Source organism: Paenibacillus sp. DMB5, assembly GCF_001517085.1.
Lineage (GTDB): Bacteria > Bacillota > Bacilli > Paenibacillales > Paenibacillaceae > Paenibacillus_AQ.
Window position 1 is genome coordinate 57,496 of the sequence record NZ_LRAC01000128.1, and the last position, 15,772, is coordinate 73,267.

The following is a 15,772-nucleotide window of genomic DNA, read 5'->3' on the forward strand; positions in this document are numbered from 1 at the left end:
GGGTGGACAGTATACTACAGGTTCGGCAGGTATCCAAAACATACGGCTCCAGGCAGGTACTGCACAATGTATCTTTTGAACTGGGCCCCGGCAAAATTGTCGGACTGCTGGGCAGCAACGGAAGCGGAAAAAGCACAATGATGAAGTTAATCGCAGGGCTTGCACAGCCTTCCGCCGGCAGCATCTCGGTACTGGACACACCTGTTGGGGAAAAAAGCAAGCTACTTGTATCCTTCATGCCTGACCGTCCGCTGACTGAAAAATGGATGAATGTAGGCGACGCACTGAAATTTATGAGGGACTTTTACCCTGATTTTGATCCGGAAAAAGCCCGCCGCATGCTTGACTTCATGAAGCTGAGTGAAAAAAGTAAAGTATCCTCGCTATCCAAAGGGATGAACGAGCGCCTGCAGCTTACGCTTGCCCTGTCCCGCAGGGCCAGGCTGTATATGCTGGATGAGCCGATTGGCGGCGTCGATCCGGTGGCCCGGACCAAAATCCTCAATGCCCTGATGGAGTTTTATGAGGAGGACAGCACGATTCTGATCTCTACCCATCTGGTATCGGATATCGAACGGATTTTTGATGAGGTGATTTTTATTAAAGAAGGGGAAATATTCTTGCACAGTGATGTTGAGGAATTGCGGCTGCAGCGCGGTAAGAGCATAGATGAGCTGTTCAGAGAGGTGTTTGCGGAATGCTGAAGCTGATTTCCTACGATTTCCGGCGCAGCCGTGACCGGATACTTGCGGTACTGGTAATAATGATCCTGTTTCAAATCGGGGTCTGGTTATCTTCCGGTACAACGATTGAAGAGACAGTATCCATACATTTAATCGTCTATTTTGTGGTAGGAACCATCTTCCTGTTCTTTGCCGCCTTCAGCTACAACAGTAACCTGAAATCATATTCGCGCAGGCTGATTCCTGTAAATGCAATATATACCGTACTATCGCCGCTCCTGCTGTACTGGCTGCTTCTGGTATCTCTGCTGCTGATCGGGCTGATTCATCTGGGATTGTATGTCCTGCTCTATTCAGTTGATTTCATGCCGGCTAACTTCTGGCCGGTGGCTGCATACAGCGCATTACAGTGTACCTGGTCTGCCGGATTGATCCTGCTGATGGTAATGTTCGCCTGCACGGTGGCATGCAGTATACCGTTAAAAGGGAAGGTTTGGATTACACTTGCTGTTGTGGCAGTGTTGGAGAATGGGGTGGCTTACCTTGAGAAGCTGCTGTTTAACAACTATTTTGTCGGGCTTGACAATGCGTTCCGGTTTGAGGTTATAAAAGCCTCTGAACTCCCCAGCGGAATAGAGCTGGTCTATACCGGCTCAGATTTGATCGGGGTGCTCGCCTTTGAAGCCGGGGTTGCTGTACTGCTGGTCTATGCGATGATCTTGATGATCAGGAAAAGAACGGAAATATAAACACATAAAACGGTCACAAAAGCAGAGCTGTCCGGCAGCTCTGCTTTTTTGTCTTCATGGGGGATGATATAGTTCCTGGGGACATTACAGCGCCGTGCGCGTATTTGTCCACAATTCCAGTTCACGTACCAGCTGTTCTTCTTCCTGTTCGTTCAGCTCAAGCCTGATTCCGTATTGGAATTGTCCTATACCAAACATCCAGCCCCAGCGCACGCTGCCTTCAAACTGCAGATTCTGTTCGGCCAGGCGGAAATGGATAATCAGCTTGGTGTCGCCAGAAGTAAAGCGGAGGTTCAGTGAAGTGCGGACCTTACAGCCCGAGCGGCTGAGATCAAGCAGCACCCCCTCGGTTAATTTGCCGGCGCCCGGACCGGTGTTGCCAGCCGGAACTTCGAGCCAGCATTCGATCGGCTGGTTCATTACATATCGGAATGGTTCTTTTCTGCTGGAGTCGTCCATCATTTACCTCCGCCTGTTTTTTTGCTATTATAGCGGAATGACAGGATGAGAACAATCTACTATAGTGCCATTTTTAAGAGAAATAATCATTTATTTATCTCAGCAAGAGATAAAAGGGGCGTGCAGGTCTTGTATCAGTATGATAATAAAAGCTTTCTGGAGCAGAAATTTGATTACGCATCTCTGCAGGACGGAGAACTGAACGGCTGTACCTTTGAGCGCTGCTCATTCAGGGGGGCATCGATGGAGGAGATGAACTCCAGCGGCTGCAGATTCATCGACTGCGATTTTTCAGGGGCACAGCTGAATGCATCGCTGCACCGGGGAGCAGCCTTTACGAACTGCAAATTTACGGGGGCCAATCTGTTTGTTGCGAAATTTGAGGACTGTAAAATGACAGGTTCTGATTTTGCCAATGCTTCTATGGACGGCATTACACTGGACGGCGGGGACTGGTCATATACAAATCTGCGGCATATCAACTGGCGCGCCAGGATTTGCGGGCATCCGGTTTACAGAGGCGGACATGCTGGGCTGCAATCTGCAGAAATGTGACCTGCGCGGTGCGGATCTGAGCCGTGTGCGGCTAAGCCAGTGCAAGCTTGAGGGCGCCGATCTGCGGGATGCAAAGCTGGAGGGAATTGATCTGAAGAGCCTTGACCTGAAGAACGTAAGGATTGACGTGGAACAGGCTGTGCTGCTGGCCCGCTCACTGGGGGCCAAGGTAGGCTGAAGGATAAGCCGGAACAGGGCTGCAGCCCCGCTCTTATGATTGAAGAGGCGGAGCTGCTTTTTTGTGCGGACGTTCATCTTCTGATAACGGATCAGAGCTGGTAGAGCGAAGCCATGCAGTCAACAAACATTTTGTTGTATTGCGAACGGGTAAGGTCGTGAGTTGAGGCTATATCGCGGCCAAGGAACTCGAACCAGGTAATTTCAGTGCCGTCTTTTTTATAAACAAATCTCTCATGCCGGATTAAAAAGGTGTCATTCTCGTATGAGGGGACTTGCTCATAGTTAAGCTCGGTACCCTGCTTCTCGCAGACTAGGGTTGCCAGAAGAATCAGCATCTTGAAAGGGTCATCATACATTTCGAATTGTTCGCTCACGGGACTATCACTCCTTGGTTTGGGCATGTGCTGCTGAGCAGAGTATACTACAGCGTCCTTGAGGTAGCACTAGCCCCGAAAGAAGTCAGTATTATTTTGATACAACATATCAGCTTAATCAAGAAAAGTACATAATTGCAGACCTGCTTATTATCAATACGGTTCTATCCGATATATAATTATCGACTTTCTTCGACAAGGAGACATGTGTATGTCATTTAACCTGCGCACTTTTTTTTCAGGCGCATTCGCTGTCATTATTATTCTGCTTACAGCCCTGCTGATCTGGATCATCGGCAGTGAGTCAACGAAATCAGTGGAAAAGAGCATTGGCGGCTCGCTAGCCGCGGAAGCAAACCAGATGGCCGAGAAGCTGGATCATTTCATGTGGTCACGTTCCGGTGAAGTTCAGGTGCTAAGCAAGCTTTCCGCTTTTCAGGAGCCCTATGACAAGGCTGAAATCAGCGGTCTGCTAAATGAGCTGAAGAGCAGCCTGCCGGTGTTCACCTGGGTGGGATTTCTGGATCCGGATGGTAATGTGCTGACGTCCACGGATAATATTCTGTCGGGACAAAATATCAGCCAGCGTCCTGTTTTTCAGGAGGGAATGAAAGGTTTGTTCATCGGGGATGTACATGATGCCGTGCTGTTGTCCAAACTGCTGCCGAATCCCGGCGGTGAACCTCTGCAGTTTGTTGATGTCAGCGTGCCTATCTACAATAAACAAGGACAGACAACTGGGGTACTGGCAGCACATCTCAGCTGGGAGTGGTCACGTGAGGTGGAGAAGTCGATTGTCGATCCGCTCAAAGAACGGTTGAACGGTGTCGAGGTGCTGGTTATCAGCCGCAAAGATGACACCATACTGCTTGGGCCAGACAATCTTATCGGAACGAAGTTTTCAGATAAAGTGCTTCAGAAGGTAAGGACGGGGCAGAATTCCTGGATGGTGGAGCGCGAGGGGGGAAATGACGCTTATCTGACCGGATATGCCTATGGTGACGGCTATCTGAATTATCCCGGTCTCGGCTGGTCGGTCATTATCCGCCAACCTGCGGAAATTGCCTTTGCTTCCGTTCATCAGCTGGAACGGTTCATTATTCTGAGCGGCCTGGCAGCTACTGTTGTGTTCGGTGTTATCGGCTGGTTCCTGGCGGGATGGATTTCCCGGCCGCTGAATGCCATTTCCAGGACAGCGGATTTGCTCAGCTCCGGCGCATGCGTGGACATTCCGACTTCGGCCAGAATCACAGATGTGGCGGTTCTCTCCGCTTCCCTTCAGAACCTGGTGGATAACCTGACTAAGACAGAGAGCAAGCTCAGCTATATGTCAGATATGGCCATGCATGATTCACTGACCGGGCTGCCAAACCGTACGGCACTTGATGAATTTATGGCCCATGCGGTCAGCAAGGCCAAGCAGAATCAGACTACACTCAGCGTTCTGTATTTGGATCTGGACGGATTCAAAAGGGTGAACGATACATACGGCCATGCGACAGGCGACGTGCTGCTCCAGCAGGTTGCGGGCAGACTGCTGGAATCCACGCGTGATCACGAAATCGTTGCCCGGCTGGGAGGGGATGAGTTCGTTGTCATTCTACATACCTCCGCCGGCAAGCCGATGCAGGAGTCTGAGATCGTGGCTACACGTATCATCAACAAGATTAATCTTCCGTTCCTGATTGGAGGCGAGAGTCTTCATGTCGGCTGCAGTGTAGGTGCAGCAGTATGGTATCCGGATGCGGGGGAGCCAGCCGAAGCGATGCGGCTTGCAGATGAGGCTCTCTATATTTCCAAGCGCAGCGGTAAAAACCGGATAACCTTTGAGGCGGCAAGCTGATGCTCTGCCGTTCTGAACAGAAGAAAGCTCTTTTGGCCTGCAGATTTCTAAATGCCCTGCAGCTCAAAAGAGTTTTTTATATAAGTGAAAGAATATGTAAACCGCTAGAAACCGTTAACGCAGCCTTTTACGCGGGTTAGACCACCATTTGATCCACAGATTGTTTTCGTCGTCATGAAAGAACTTGATTCCAATCCACTTCAGAGGTGTCCACACCTCTTTAAAATAATATGAAGGCATAGTCTATTATACCCTCCTTCTAGTTATATTTTACTATATAATACGCCTAAATATTGGATTTAACAAGACAAGCCAAAACGAATCTAAAAAAATAAAGTTAAAATTGTAGTAATTGTGTATAGGGGACGCCCGAAGCATAGCTCCGGCGTTTCTTTGAGCTGGAGTAAAAGGTGCATGCTGCCGGGGCCTTTAGGGATAAGCACAAGCCTTTCAGCAGAAGGTGCATTTAATATAGAGAAAGGATGTGAGAGCATGACCAATGCCGAATTTATCGCGCGGATTGTGCCCTTTGCAATAGCGGATATGCAGCGCAGCCACATTCCCGCTTCACTTACCATAGCCCAGGCTGCACTAGAGTCCGGCTGGGGGAACAGCGGATTAACGGTAAAGGCCAATAACCTGTTCGGGATCAAAGGCAGCGGACCGGCAGGAAGCATTGCTGTCCGGACAACGGAATATTTAAACGGCAAGCCTGTTCAGGTAACTGCAGCCTTTCGCGCTTATAATGACTGGGGTGAATCTGTAGCGGACCATTCTGCGCTTATCGTCGGGGGCGTATCATGGAACCGTAATCTGTACAGCAAGGTTATCGGTGTGGACGGACAGACCGCCGCCCGGGAAATTGCTGCTGCCGGATATGCCACTGACCCTAATTATACAGCCAAGCTGATACAAATTATGGATACCTTCAATCTGTACCAATATGACGAGATCAAGGAGGATGATGAGATGTCGGCTGAGGATAGACAGAAGCTCGCGAATCTGGAGACGGAACTTAAAGATCTGCGCGTCCTGCTGGCCGGACTTACGGTCAGCCGGGATACACTCAAAACCGGGGTGCAGGAGCAGGGCCAGGCAATCAAAAATGTCACAGACCGGCTTGCCGTCATTGAAGGGCGGGCGGTTATGAATGTTCCGGCCTGGGCGGAGCCGGCGGTTAACGCGGCTGTGGCTGCAGGCCTGCTGGATACGCCGACTGGGGGAAGCTATGACTTTTACCGTCTGCTTACAGTGCTTCACCGGGCGGGACTGCTGGTGACCGGGAGGTGAATATGATGGTTAACGAGGCGCTGAGCAATGTACTCGCCTTCGCATCCGTACTCGCTGTATTTGTCATGGCGCTTGTCCAGCTGGTGAAAAACAGTGTAAATCTTCCTAAGCAGGTTGTTCCTGCGGTTGGACTGGCAATCGGCCTTATAGTCGGAGCAGTTTCTTACCCTTTCACCGATATGACACTTGTGCTCCGGCTGTGGGCCGGAGGTCTGGCCGGGCTGTCGGCCACCGGACTGTTTGAGCTTGCTTTTAACAGGCGGGACGGGAACACAAAGGACAAATAGCATATGCAGGAGACCGAGGTGCAAGGATATGCTCCTGCCTGTAGGTAATATGATTAAACAATTGCCGGACGAAGCTAATATGATGAACTATGTATTAAAGGAAGGAGGTGCTTCATATGGGAACTTATCTTGATGCCAGAACCTCTCAGAATGCCAGTACAGCGAACTCTATTGCGATTCCGATTCTGCTCATCAATACGCCCCAGCTGTTCGGCCAGATCGGCTTGTTAAGTGAGGGGGTTACGACCAACCCGCGCGTGCTGTTAAAAGGAACAATCTCGGTACAGCTGCCGCTTGCGCTGGTCGGTATAACCATAACAATTGTAAGAGGAACGCTGCCGACCGATCCGGTCGTCTATTCCGCCACTTCCACATTCAGTCTCAGTCTGCTTGCTCCGCAGGTCATTGCGTTCTCGGCTGCCGACTACAATCCGCCGGTAACCCCGCAGCTGACTTATACAGCTTTTGTATCCTCCAACCTGCTTGGTACAGTCCGGGTGGGGCCGGAAAGCTTCGACGGCATACTGGTTTCAGATTAATGGCAAGCCGTGCATCTTGTCATACCTGTAAGAAGGTGCGGCAAGATGCATTTCTTCTGTTCAGCCTAAAAAAAGTCCGTTCTGCCCAAACTGTGCAATGCATTCGTACATATTCTATTCTGTAGTCATTATCTTGAAGGAGGTTATCTCATGGGTGCAGATTGCGGATACGGCGGTAATGTTGGCGGTGCTAATGTAGGTCCTGTAGGTCCTTGGACTTCTACTGGCGCGATTCTGGTTCTTTATATCCTGCTTGTTATTATCTTGAGTGCCTGCTTCATCTAAAGGGGGTCCCCTCAGGCGTGTTTCCGGTAAATCCGGGAGCACGCCTTTTTTACTGCATCGGGATTTATGTTTTCTCGGCAAGGAAGTAGGGCATAAACGCAGTCTTGAGTTATAATGGAGAATAATGGATGAGATATCAGGAGGAGCTTATGATTATCAGACAATTGCTGGAACATGATAGACCACCCATGGAGCTTCTGCTTTCAGCAGACCCTTCGCGTGATAAAGTAGAAGCTTATTTTAAAAGAGGAGAATGTTTTGCAGCATTTATAGGAGAAGAAATCTCAGGCGTTTATGTGCTTCTTCCCACAAGACCGGGCACGGTCGAGCTAGTGAATGTTGCGGTTGCTTTACAGTATCAAGGACAAGGCATAGGTAAAAAGCTTGTACAGCATGCAGTGCAGACAGCTGCGGATGCAGGTTACCGGACGATGGAGGTTGGTACTGGAAACTCAAGTGTGAATCAGCTGGCACTGTACCAGAAATGCGGCTTCCGGATCGTTAGCGTGGATCTTGATTTTTTTACGAGACATTATCCGGAGGCTATTTATGAGAACGGAATTCTGTGCAGGGACATGCTGAGGCTGACAAGAGAACTGCACCACTAAAGGAGAGATCATATATGCGGAAAAAAATCGTAACAGTGCTCATCTGCAGTCTCCTGCTGCTTGAGGGCGGAGGGGTAACACCAGCACCGGTATACGGGGCGGCTAATCAGCCTGCTGTTATACTGAATAATGTGACTCTTAAACTTAATGATGAGGTACGGCCTTATCTTGACGGAAAAGTGGTAATGATGCCCGTCCGGCTGACGGGGGAAGGTCTTGGTTATAAAGTGAGTTACATAAAAGCGCAGAATAGTCTGCAGGTGACTGGAAATGAACACACCTACGTTTTAAAGCTGGATGAAAGCACAGTTACTGTAGACGGCAAAGACAAGCTGGCTATTGACGGCAAGGCTGTTTTGAAAAGAGACCGTATTTATGTTCCATTAACTTACTTCAGCGCACTTGGAATGATAACCTCGTATGATTCCGCTGCAAATCTGGCTGCTGTCAGCACTCCGCAAAAGTATGCCGATCATGTAGCGGGCCTGCTCAGCACTGGGCAATATATGGAGCTATGGCAGTCGGTGTTCAATAAAGAGGTCCAGCAGGCGCTTCCGGTATTAAAAATGCAGTCCGTCTGGGAGATGCTGGTGGGAACCTATGGCGCGTTTGTCCGGCTGGATACCGCCTCAGCATCGTCTGTAGATGGACATACTGTTATTCAGGTGCCAGTTGTATTTGAACAAAACAGCCTGAAAATGTCCGTTACAGTTGACAGCTCCGGTCGCTTGGCCGGTTTATTGTTCACGCCAATAGCACCGGCGGATGATCTGGAGCTTCCGGCAGGACTAAGGGAAGAGGAGGCCGTAGTCGGTGCCGGAACTGCACAACCCTTAAAGGGAACGTTGACATTACCCGAGAATGCATCAGGCCCTCTTCCGTCGGTAGTGCTGGTACACGGATCAGGCTCGTCGGACCGGGACGAAACTGTCTTTGGTTACAAAACCTTCCGCGATCTAGCCTGGGGGCTTGCCAAACAGGGAATTGCAGTCCTGCGTTATGACAAAAGAACCTATACTTATGCGCAGCAATATGCCGGGGAAGCGTCAGCAGGCCTGACGGTCAAGGAAGAAACGGTAGAGGATGCTGTGCTGGCAGCCAAGCTGCTGAAGCAGGATGCGCGTCTGGACCCTAAGCGGGTATATGTGGCCGGGCATAGCCTGGGCGGAATGCTGGCACCGCGGATTGATGCCGCTGGCGTTGATGCTGCCGGACTCATTCTGCTGGCCGGTTCTCCGCGCAAGCTTTGGGAGATCGTCTATGACCAGAACATGGCGGGTATCCACGCTATGAATGACAGTGATCCGCGCAAAGCCCAGAATGCTGCGCTGGTCGACGCCGAGCTCCAAAAGGCCAAGGCTCTGGCCTCCATGTCACTTGAGCAGGCGGCTCAGGCAGAGCCGGTATTCGGGTTACCGGCGTCTTATTTGCTTGAGATGCAGCAGCAGGATACGGCAGAGCTCGCCGGGAAGCTGACCAAGCCGGTACTGGTGTTGCAGGGAGCGGACGATTTTCAGGTGTATGCTGATAAGGACTTTGTGCAATGGAAAGAGGTGCTGAAGCATAACCCGTCGGCAGAGTTTAAGCTGTATCCGGGGCTGAATCACTTTTTTGTCGATTATGACGGGGAAGGCGCCGGAACCGTGGAGGAATATTATGTACCCGGTAGAGTGAGTGATCAGGTAATTACAGATATTGGAGCCTGGGTCGGCAGACAGAAGTAGAGCACGCAGCGCTGTATTTGTATTTTGATTGTTTCAAATTTTTCACAATTATCATCTATACGGATATAGGACTAAAGTTATATTATAGAGTTGATCTTTTTAGTAATGATAATGGGCCGGGCGGTGTAGGTGTTGCTGTTGGAAGTTGCAGGATTCATGTTTTTTTCAACCATAGAAGGTTTATCACTGTATTATTTAATTATGTGTTTATTCCGATTTAAATGGAGAGGGTATCTATGGCCCGCCATGACTATCATTCTGCTTAATAATATCCAAAGCTATCTGCTGCGCAATGAGTTGAATTTGGATAATCTCTCACCGCTGATAACGGTCATTGTACTTATCCTGCTGTTTGCTGCAGTTGTCCGGATGCCGGTGGTGCTGGCGGTCATGGCTACGGTGTCGGGATATGTTATTTTTGCGGCCATTCAGACAGCGCTGGTCTTTATTCTGTTCGGATCACTTGAGGCTGTAAACGCGGACCTGTCGAACGGGTATTTGCTGCAATCCGCTACCGCAGCAGTAGTCGTAACCAGCTTCTGGTACCTCTACCGTAAAGGCAGAGGCTTCACCTTTGATCTGGACAAGCTCAGGTTCAAGCTTGAGGATATCGTGCTTACTGTGATGATCATCGTATTCCTGCTGGCGATCACTGTGGTTCTATTTTATAATAACCTTCTATTTAATATTGTGTTCTTCATCGTGATGTCAGTATTTCTACTGTACTATTCCACTAAGAAGGAGCAAGAGGATGCTTGAACGGATGGCAGGATGGTCTGCGGCCAGAATCAAACAGATTGTCCCGGAACATCCGGCATCGTATGCAGTTCTCAAGTTTGCTCTTGCAGTGCTTTTTAATGTTGTACTGGTAATAAGCTGTACATTGCTGGTTTCGCTGGCTACCGGCCATACGGCGGAAGCTGTGCTGATTCTGATTTTTTTGCGCTGCTGCGGCAGGTCTCCGGCGGAGTCCACCTGAAGTCAGGCATAGCCTGTGTGCTTTTTACAACAGCTTTGTTTACCGCGTTATCCTATGTACAGGCCGGGCAGCTCTGCGTCCAGATTATGAACGGACTAAGCCTGCTGCTCGTCCTGCTGTTTGCCCCTGTCGGAATCGACCAACAGACCCGGATCCCGCGGCGGCACTGGCCGGGGCTTAAGATCATTGCGGCTGTGCTCGTAACTGTTAATTTCTATATGGCATCTCCGGTTATTGCGGCTGCATTTACAGCCCAGTCCATAAGCTTGGTACTTGCTTGGAGAAAGGGGAGCGGAAATCATCAGAACATTTCAGCATAAGGCTGTCTATAAGCTGGCGTCTGTCCTGTTGGCCGTTGCTGCTTTTATAGCAGAGGCTGTACCTAGTGTACTTTACATCCACCAGCCGGAGATTCCGGAAGAATTACTGAAATAGTATTGGAGCTGGTTTTATTGAGCAGTATGTCAGTAACCCGTGACGCCAAGGGGGATTCCGGATTAGTTGCCCTTGAAATTACGGAAATCACGTATATGGAGTTTGAACGCAGTCTGTACCGGATTGTGATCCATACCAAAGATGAAGTGTTTTACACAGTAGGGACCTTGAAATATTGGGTAACCACCCTGAAGAGCTCCGGCTATAAATTTGTCCTGGCAGACCGCAACACCCTGATCAATGTCACTAATATCACCCAGCTGGACAAAACCTTCCATGTCGCCTATTTCGGCGAGAACCGCAAGGGCATAGAGCAGAAGTGCTTTCTGTCTGAAAAGGGCTACAAGGAAGTAGTTAAGGATGTCAGACTCACGCAGCCGAATATTTCGTTTATTGAGCTGCCGCTTTGGTAGTTCTTTTTTAATACAGGAAAATATTGCATGCCGCGTGACGATTCTTTATACTCCATGGTAGCACTTAAAATTTGAAATACATGGAGGGAATTGAACAAGGTGAAAAAGAAAATGACAGCTGCGTTAACGGCTTTTGCTGTTCTGGGCGGGATGGGTGCGGGGGTTGCAGCCGGTGCCAACCTGCAGGCGATAAAAGCATTCCTGAACCCGGGTATCAAATTTAAAGTGGACGGTCAGCCTGTCCAGCTGAAGAACAGCAGCGGTGCGGTAGTAGCTCCAATAACATATAACAACACTACCTACCTTCCGGTAAGAGCGATCTCCGATCTGCTGGGGGTAACGGTTAATTTTGATGCTGCATCCAGCACCATTTCTTTAGGCGAACAGCTTGAGGGAGTATCCATTGCCGCAGGTTTTGACTCAAACTATCACACCAAAGATCCTGATAAAACGGTCTATCTGGATAAGGACTACAAGGATGTTCATTTCGATAACGGCAGCGGTACACGCGGCAGCTCCTTCATGCTGTATCCGGATAAAAAATATCAGAAGCTGTACATCCAGGTGGCAGCCATCGGCGGCGACATTAAAGACTTTACCATTCAGGACAGCGATACAGATACCGTTCTCAAAAAACAGACGATTACAGCCGAGCAAGGGCTCGTTACCATTGAGGCCAACATAGCCGGAGTTAGCAAAATTTACGTAACCGGCCAGGTTAAAGACGGCGCATCCATGTTTATTCCGTTGACTACTTCGTATTATAAATAAAACGGAATACAGGACCAGTATCCAAATGAATTATTTTTCTGTTGAAGTTGTTTTTGCAGACACCCATAAATAGTTCATCACTTAGCAGGTGTATCTGGACTGAGGCGTTTTGTGTTATCGAGTGTTAAATTATTGCAGAATACATTAGTAACACCGTCCAGTTTTTGGGTTTGTCAACATTAGAGAAGTCTATCTGTAATAATATAAAAATTTTAACATTAAGTAACAGGCTAAGTATACATTCTTTTCTAAATGATATATACTTGCTCTAACTTATTAGTGTGATTCCCATCATTAAGGGTGTTCCAGTGCGCTGAGCTAAGGCAATAGGCGTAGGAACACCCTTCTTGCATTTCTAAGTTAGAGAGGAGTGTTAAATGAAAAATGTAGACGAGTTGAAGAAAGACTACCAGATGATCGAAGAGAGGATTATGAGATTTATAACCGAACATTCAGCTGTTGTGTATGCAGTAGATTCTGGAGATATTGTGGAAGGCGGGATATTCACCTGGGCCGCTTTAAGTTCAGATGACAGAATTTTGCAAGCTCAACTTAGGCTTGATTATATAGCTGTTTCAGAATTAGCCAGACAGAGGCTAGAACATATTCATAGCAGGTACATAGCGGATTTCGACCGGAGCCGTGAAATGGTACTTAGATATATCAGGCAGGATTCCATTCTGTTAAAGATACTCACTTTAGAAGCAACTGCCGAAGTTGCTAAGAATGAGCTGTATCTCCAAAAGTTTTTACTTACTTAAAAATTAAATATATGTAAAAAATCCGCCGGGCTATGCCTGACGGTTTTTTTGTTTACATTGATGTATGCTCACTTACTTCAAATCATTGTTACAAAAAAAATCGAGGCCCTATTGCTAGGGCCTCTTTCATGGGAGAGGAGAAACCGGACGAAGAGCTTATGGGGAAACGTAAGCCTGCTCCGCGGTTGTCTACGACATTTTGTGATGTCGATAGTTACATGATGTCCGGGATTGAAAGGTTCTATACATGGTGTTTGATTATTTTTTTGCTTTACTCCAAACGTACACCAATAGACAAACTTTTTATTTAACCGGTTAATTGTGGTACTATAGGCTTGGACTTATGCCCCAAACGGCATAATAAACAGAGACATAGAGCAGGTGAATCGGTGAGAGTTGTATCGGGAAGTGCCAAGGGGAGACCCCTGAAAAGTGTACCGGGTAACGGGACGCGTCCAACGACCGACAAGGTGAAGGAAGCGCTGTTCAGCATGATTGGCCCTTATTTTGAGGGCGGCATGGCGCTGGATTTGTTCGCCGGAACCGGCGGTCTTGGAATTGAAGCGCTGAGCAGAGGAATGGAACGCGTGGTGTTTGTAGACATGGAGCAGAAAAGCATTGATACGGTGCGGGCGAATCTGAAGGCGGCAAAGCTGGAGGAACAGGCAGAGGTATATCGTAATGATGCCGGACGGGCTCTTGGTGCGCTGGAGAAGCGGGGACGGGCTTTTGATCTTGTGTTTCTTGACCCGCCTTACCGGATGAAGCACGGCGATGAGTTAATGCTGACCCTGGCCGGCAAAGGCTTGCTTAACCCTGATGCGGTCATTGTACTGGAACATGAATCAGGCTACGCCTACCCTGAAGAGATTCCGGGGTTCTACCGGACAAGGCAGGCTATATATGGTGAGACAGCGATTTCCATCTATCAGTACGAAGCTGCTTCAGAAGAAGCTGTTGAGAGCGGCAGGGAGGGTAACGATGAGTCTGCAAATTAGAAAAGAACGTGTTGCCATCTATCCGGGAAGCTTTGATCCGGTGACGATGGGACATATCGATATTATCCGGCGCGCTGCCAAACAGTTTGACAGGCTTATAGTTACCGTGCTGAATAATCTCAGCAAAAAACCGATGTTTACCGTGGAAGAGCGCACAGAGCTGCTCCGGCAGGCAACGGCGGACCTTCCTAATGTGGAGGTGGACAGCTTCCGGGATCTGCTCGTGAATTATCTCCGCCAAAAGAACGCCCAGGTCATCGTGCGCGGAATCCGTACGGTAACCGACTTCGAATATGAGCTGCAGACCGCTTCAATTAATCACAGCCTGGACCCTGAAGTGGAGACCATCTTCATGATGACTAACCCCAAATATTCCTACCTAAGCTCAAGTGTAGTGAAGGAGCTGGCCCATTTCGGCGGGAATGTATCCGAATTTGTCACCCCCGAGGTCGAGCAGGCGATGAAGCTTAAATTCAGCCAGCTGGACGCCGGAGCCAGGTAACCATATATACAACTGCAGACAAGACAGCTAATAGTAGTATTAGAAGAGCCTGCAGGCTCAGCAGCTGTGGAACCATATTCCAGACGGCAAGCGGACCGGTTATTCCGGCATCGCCTGCCGTTTCCGCGCTGCTGATGGCCGGAAGAACAGGGGCAGGCACATGCTTAAGAGGCTGCCAGAGCACAAAGGTCAAGCCGAAAGCATACAGGCTGTGCAGCAGACGTCCGGCCGCGTATGGAAGAAACCGGGCTTTGGCCTGCTTCAGTGCAGTCAGTGCCTGAAGCTGTCCGCAGATTCCGCTCCACCCGAGCACTGCGGACAGGAGTGCAAGGCTGGTTACACCTATTGCCCCAAAGGCAAACGGTTCTGCTACCTGCGAAGTCATGGCATTGGCGCCCAGATGAATCTCGAGTACACTGGCGGCAAATCCCGGTGACAGCTGCGGGAACCAGGCGGTGATAATGTTGATAACAACGGAGAACATGATCATATAGCCGCCGATTACCATCAGGCTCTGCACTGCGGTAGATACAGATTCGCCCAGCAGTCTGCCGAAGCTGCGCCCGTCCTTTTCGCGTGCCTGAAGCATGGTCTGGCGGACCCTAGACGGCAATGATGCCGGCTTGACAGCCGGAAGTTCCGGGCCGCTGGCTATTGAACGGTCTCTGCCCGAGAACAGTGCTGCCGTTAATCCTGCAGCCAGACCGGATACCCAGTGAATGGCTAACAGGGCATAGCCTGCTGCCGGACTGTGCAGGAAAGCTGCACCGACTACAATTACTATAGTTACAGGGCTAGCAAAATGGGCCAGTGAAGCGAGGCGGCCGGCATCCTTGTCCGAAATGCCGCCCTGCTTATGAAGCTGCTGCACACCGCCTGCCCCTGCGGGGAACCCGGCGGTCATGCCGAGAGCCAGTGTCCAGCCTCCGGCGCCCGGCAGCCGGAACACTCGGGTCATGAGCGGCCCCAGCAATACACCGAAGCCGTGTACGAAGCCTGAGGCTGTCAGCATTTCCGAGAGGATGAGGAACGGCAGCAGCGCCGGGAAAATCAGCGTCCACCAGAGCTTGAGGCCCTGCAGTGAAGCCGCAAAGGACGATTCCGGAGACGAGATGATGGCCGCTGCAAGCAGAATGGCCGCTGCTCCGGTCAGAAAAGGGGCCGAAGCTGAAGATATTCTCCGTATTTTAACGTTATTCATTTTGAGCTTCACCTCTTCATAGGTTAAGACATGGCTTAAGACTGTTATCAATTTATGCACTGCAGACAACCATCATGCCATAGCTGTCACAAGCCGCCTGAAGCAGGCAGAGAGCCGCAGGAAAGAAGGGAATAGC

Annotated in this window: 21 protein-coding genes and 1 pseudogene; 18 read left to right on the plus strand and 4 right to left on the minus strand. The window is 49.6% G+C overall.

The window, feature by feature from the left end:
- Positions 1-2 precede the first annotated feature (2 nt).
- Positions 3-704 (plus strand): ABC transporter ATP-binding protein, encoded by a 702-nt coding sequence (locus AWJ19_RS18140; protein ID WP_068725833.1) that lies wholly within the window; start codon positions 3-5, stop codon positions 702-704.
- Positions 698-1,432, plus strand: a complete 735-nt coding sequence (locus AWJ19_RS18145) for a hypothetical protein (protein WP_068725834.1) — start codon at positions 698-700, stop codon at positions 1,430-1,432. The genes AWJ19_RS18140 and AWJ19_RS18145 overlap by 7 nt, the downstream gene beginning before the upstream one ends.
- 84 nt (positions 1,433-1,516) lie before the next feature.
- Here AWJ19_RS18145 and AWJ19_RS18150 read toward each other — a convergent pair whose 3' ends face one another.
- Positions 1,517-1,894 (minus strand): PilZ domain-containing protein, encoded by a 378-nt coding sequence (locus tag AWJ19_RS18150; protein ID WP_241781801.1) that lies wholly within the window; start codon positions 1,892-1,894, stop codon positions 1,517-1,519.
- A 126-nt stretch (positions 1,895-2,020) separates the two neighbouring features.
- Between AWJ19_RS18150 and AWJ19_RS18155 the strand changes: the two are divergent.
- A pseudogene (locus AWJ19_RS18155) lies at positions 2,021-2,624 on the plus strand (pentapeptide repeat-containing protein).
- Positions 2,625-2,715: 91 nt separating this feature from the next.
- Here AWJ19_RS18155 and AWJ19_RS18160 read toward each other — a convergent pair.
- Entirely contained in the window at positions 2,716-3,000 is a 285-nt protein-coding gene (locus tag AWJ19_RS18160; protein WP_068725838.1) for a hypothetical protein, read from the minus strand.
- A gap of 211 nt (positions 3,001-3,211) precedes the next feature.
- Here AWJ19_RS18160 and AWJ19_RS18165 point away from each other — a divergent pair, with 211 nt between their 5' ends.
- A complete protein-coding gene (locus tag AWJ19_RS18165) occupies positions 3,212-4,843 on the plus strand; it encodes a sensor domain-containing diguanylate cyclase (protein WP_068725840.1) in 1,632 nt (543 codons plus the stop codon).
- A gap of 114 nt (positions 4,844-4,957) precedes the next feature.
- Here the strand turns inward: AWJ19_RS18165 and AWJ19_RS37370 are convergent, their stop codons facing one another.
- Entirely contained in the window at positions 4,958-5,083 is a 126-nt protein-coding gene (locus tag AWJ19_RS37370) for a hypothetical protein (RefSeq protein ID WP_277815823.1), read from the minus strand.
- A gap of 252 nt (positions 5,084-5,335) precedes the next feature.
- On the opposite strand from AWJ19_RS37370, the gene AWJ19_RS18170 reads away from it, so the two are divergent.
- The 14 genes from AWJ19_RS18170 (at position 5,336) to coaD (ending at position 14,435) form a co-directional block, all read left to right on the plus strand.
- Positions 5,336-6,133, plus strand: a complete 798-nt coding sequence (locus AWJ19_RS18170) for a glycoside hydrolase family 73 protein (protein WP_068725842.1) — start codon at positions 5,336-5,338, stop codon at positions 6,131-6,133.
- A gap of 20 nt (positions 6,134-6,153) precedes the next feature.
- Positions 6,154-6,420 (plus strand): holin, encoded by a 267-nt coding sequence (locus AWJ19_RS18175; protein ID WP_128083644.1) that lies wholly within the window; start codon positions 6,154-6,156, stop codon positions 6,418-6,420.
- A 116-nt stretch (positions 6,421-6,536) separates the two neighbouring features.
- Positions 6,537-6,959 (plus strand): hypothetical protein, encoded by a 423-nt coding sequence (locus tag AWJ19_RS18180; RefSeq protein WP_068725844.1) that lies wholly within the window; start codon positions 6,537-6,539, stop codon positions 6,957-6,959.
- A 150-nt stretch (positions 6,960-7,109) separates the two neighbouring features.
- Positions 7,110-7,244 (plus strand): sporulation protein YjcZ, encoded by a 135-nt coding sequence (locus tag AWJ19_RS35925; protein WP_197071804.1) that lies wholly within the window; start codon positions 7,110-7,112, stop codon positions 7,242-7,244.
- A gap of 149 nt (positions 7,245-7,393) precedes the next feature.
- The gene (locus tag AWJ19_RS18185) at positions 7,394-7,852 is read left to right on the plus strand and encodes a GNAT family N-acetyltransferase (protein WP_068725899.1); all 459 of its coding nucleotides are present in this window, start codon (positions 7,394-7,396) and stop codon (positions 7,850-7,852) included.
- 14 nt (positions 7,853-7,866) lie between these two features.
- A complete protein-coding gene (locus AWJ19_RS34170; RefSeq protein ID WP_082707978.1) occupies positions 7,867-9,576 on the plus strand; it encodes an alpha/beta fold hydrolase in 1,710 nt (569 codons plus the stop codon).
- Positions 9,577-9,822: 246 nt separating this feature from the next.
- Positions 9,823-10,335, plus strand: a complete 513-nt coding sequence (locus AWJ19_RS18195; protein WP_082707979.1) for a hypothetical protein — start codon at positions 9,823-9,825, stop codon at positions 10,333-10,335.
- Positions 10,328-10,555: a hypothetical protein gene (locus AWJ19_RS34175; protein ID WP_082707980.1), complete on the plus strand. Its 228-nt coding sequence runs from the start codon at positions 10,328-10,330 to the stop codon at positions 10,553-10,555. Before AWJ19_RS18195 ends, AWJ19_RS34175 begins: the two co-directional genes overlap by 8 nt.
- Positions 10,556-10,572: 17 nt before the next feature.
- Positions 10,573-10,875, plus strand: coding sequence for a hypothetical protein (locus AWJ19_RS18200; protein ID WP_241781802.1), 303 nt, complete (start codon positions 10,573-10,575; stop codon positions 10,873-10,875).
- 141 nt (positions 10,876-11,016) lie between these two features.
- Positions 11,017-11,403 carry a LytTR family transcriptional regulator DNA-binding domain-containing protein gene (locus AWJ19_RS18205; protein ID WP_241781803.1) on the plus strand — a complete coding sequence of 129 codons (387 nt, stop codon included), beginning with the start codon at positions 11,017-11,019 and terminating at the stop codon, positions 11,401-11,403.
- 99 nt (positions 11,404-11,502) lie between these two features.
- Complete coding sequence (locus AWJ19_RS18210; protein WP_068725850.1) at positions 11,503-12,174, plus strand: stalk domain-containing protein; 672 nt, start codon at positions 11,503-11,505, stop codon at positions 12,172-12,174.
- Between the two features lie 377 nt (positions 12,175-12,551).
- A complete protein-coding gene (locus AWJ19_RS18215; RefSeq protein WP_068725851.1) occupies positions 12,552-12,935 on the plus strand; it encodes a hypothetical protein in 384 nt (127 codons plus the stop codon).
- Between the two features lie 335 nt (positions 12,936-13,270).
- Positions 13,271-13,933 carry a 16S rRNA (guanine(966)-N(2))-methyltransferase RsmD gene (rsmD, locus tag AWJ19_RS18220; RefSeq protein ID WP_082707984.1) on the plus strand — a complete coding sequence of 221 codons (663 nt, stop codon included), beginning with the start codon at positions 13,271-13,273 and terminating at the stop codon, positions 13,931-13,933.
- Positions 13,917-14,435 carry a pantetheine-phosphate adenylyltransferase gene (gene coaD, locus AWJ19_RS18225; protein ID WP_068725855.1) on the plus strand — a complete coding sequence of 173 codons (519 nt, stop codon included), beginning with the start codon at positions 13,917-13,919 and terminating at the stop codon, positions 14,433-14,435. Before rsmD ends, coaD begins: the two co-directional genes overlap by 17 nt.
- Here the strand turns inward: coaD and AWJ19_RS18230 are convergent.
- Positions 14,407-15,636 (minus strand): nucleoside recognition domain-containing protein, encoded by a 1,230-nt coding sequence (locus tag AWJ19_RS18230; RefSeq protein ID WP_068725856.1) that lies wholly within the window; start codon positions 15,634-15,636, stop codon positions 14,407-14,409. The two genes, coaD and AWJ19_RS18230, sit on opposite strands and share 29 nt — an antisense overlap.
- Between the last annotated feature and the right edge of the window lie 136 nt (positions 15,637-15,772).

Excerpts from the sequence above, each read along its gene's own strand:
- AWJ19_RS18145 (WP_068725834.1), top strand. The coding sequence starts at position 698 with ATGCTGAAGCTGATTTCCTACGATTTCCGGCGCAGCCGTGACCGGATA.
- AWJ19_RS18150 (WP_241781801.1), bottom strand. The coding sequence starts at position 1,894 with ATGATGGACGACTCCAGCAGAAAAGAACCATTCCGATATGTAATGAAC.
- AWJ19_RS18165 (WP_068725840.1), top strand. The coding sequence starts at position 3,212 with ATGTCATTTAACCTGCGCACTTTTTTTTCAGGCGCATTCGCTGTCATT.
- AWJ19_RS37370 (WP_277815823.1), bottom strand. The coding sequence starts at position 5,083 with ATGCCTTCATATTATTTTAAAGAGGTGTGGACACCTCTGAAGTGGATT.
- AWJ19_RS18170 (WP_068725842.1), top strand. The coding sequence starts at position 5,336 with ATGACCAATGCCGAATTTATCGCGCGGATTGTGCCCTTTGCAATAGCG.
- AWJ19_RS18180 (WP_068725844.1), top strand. The coding sequence starts at position 6,537 with ATGGGAACTTATCTTGATGCCAGAACCTCTCAGAATGCCAGTACAGCG.
- AWJ19_RS35925 (WP_197071804.1), top strand. The coding sequence starts at position 7,110 with ATGGGTGCAGATTGCGGATACGGCGGTAATGTTGGCGGTGCTAATGTA.
- AWJ19_RS18185 (WP_068725899.1), top strand. The coding sequence starts at position 7,394 with ATGATTATCAGACAATTGCTGGAACATGATAGACCACCCATGGAGCTT.
- AWJ19_RS34170 (WP_082707978.1), top strand. The coding sequence starts at position 7,867 with ATGCGGAAAAAAATCGTAACAGTGCTCATCTGCAGTCTCCTGCTGCTT.
- AWJ19_RS18195 (WP_082707979.1), top strand. The coding sequence starts at position 9,823 with ATGACTATCATTCTGCTTAATAATATCCAAAGCTATCTGCTGCGCAAT.
- AWJ19_RS34175 (WP_082707980.1), top strand. The coding sequence starts at position 10,328 with ATGCTTGAACGGATGGCAGGATGGTCTGCGGCCAGAATCAAACAGATT.
- AWJ19_RS18205 (WP_241781803.1), top strand. The coding sequence starts at position 11,017 with ATGTCAGTAACCCGTGACGCCAAGGGGGATTCCGGATTAGTTGCCCTT.
- AWJ19_RS18215 (WP_068725851.1), top strand. The coding sequence starts at position 12,552 with ATGAAAAATGTAGACGAGTTGAAGAAAGACTACCAGATGATCGAAGAG.
- coaD (WP_068725855.1), top strand. The coding sequence starts at position 13,917 with ATGAGTCTGCAAATTAGAAAAGAACGTGTTGCCATCTATCCGGGAAGC.
- AWJ19_RS18230 (WP_068725856.1), bottom strand. The coding sequence starts at position 15,636 with ATGAATAACGTTAAAATACGGAGAATATCTTCAGCTTCGGCCCCTTTT.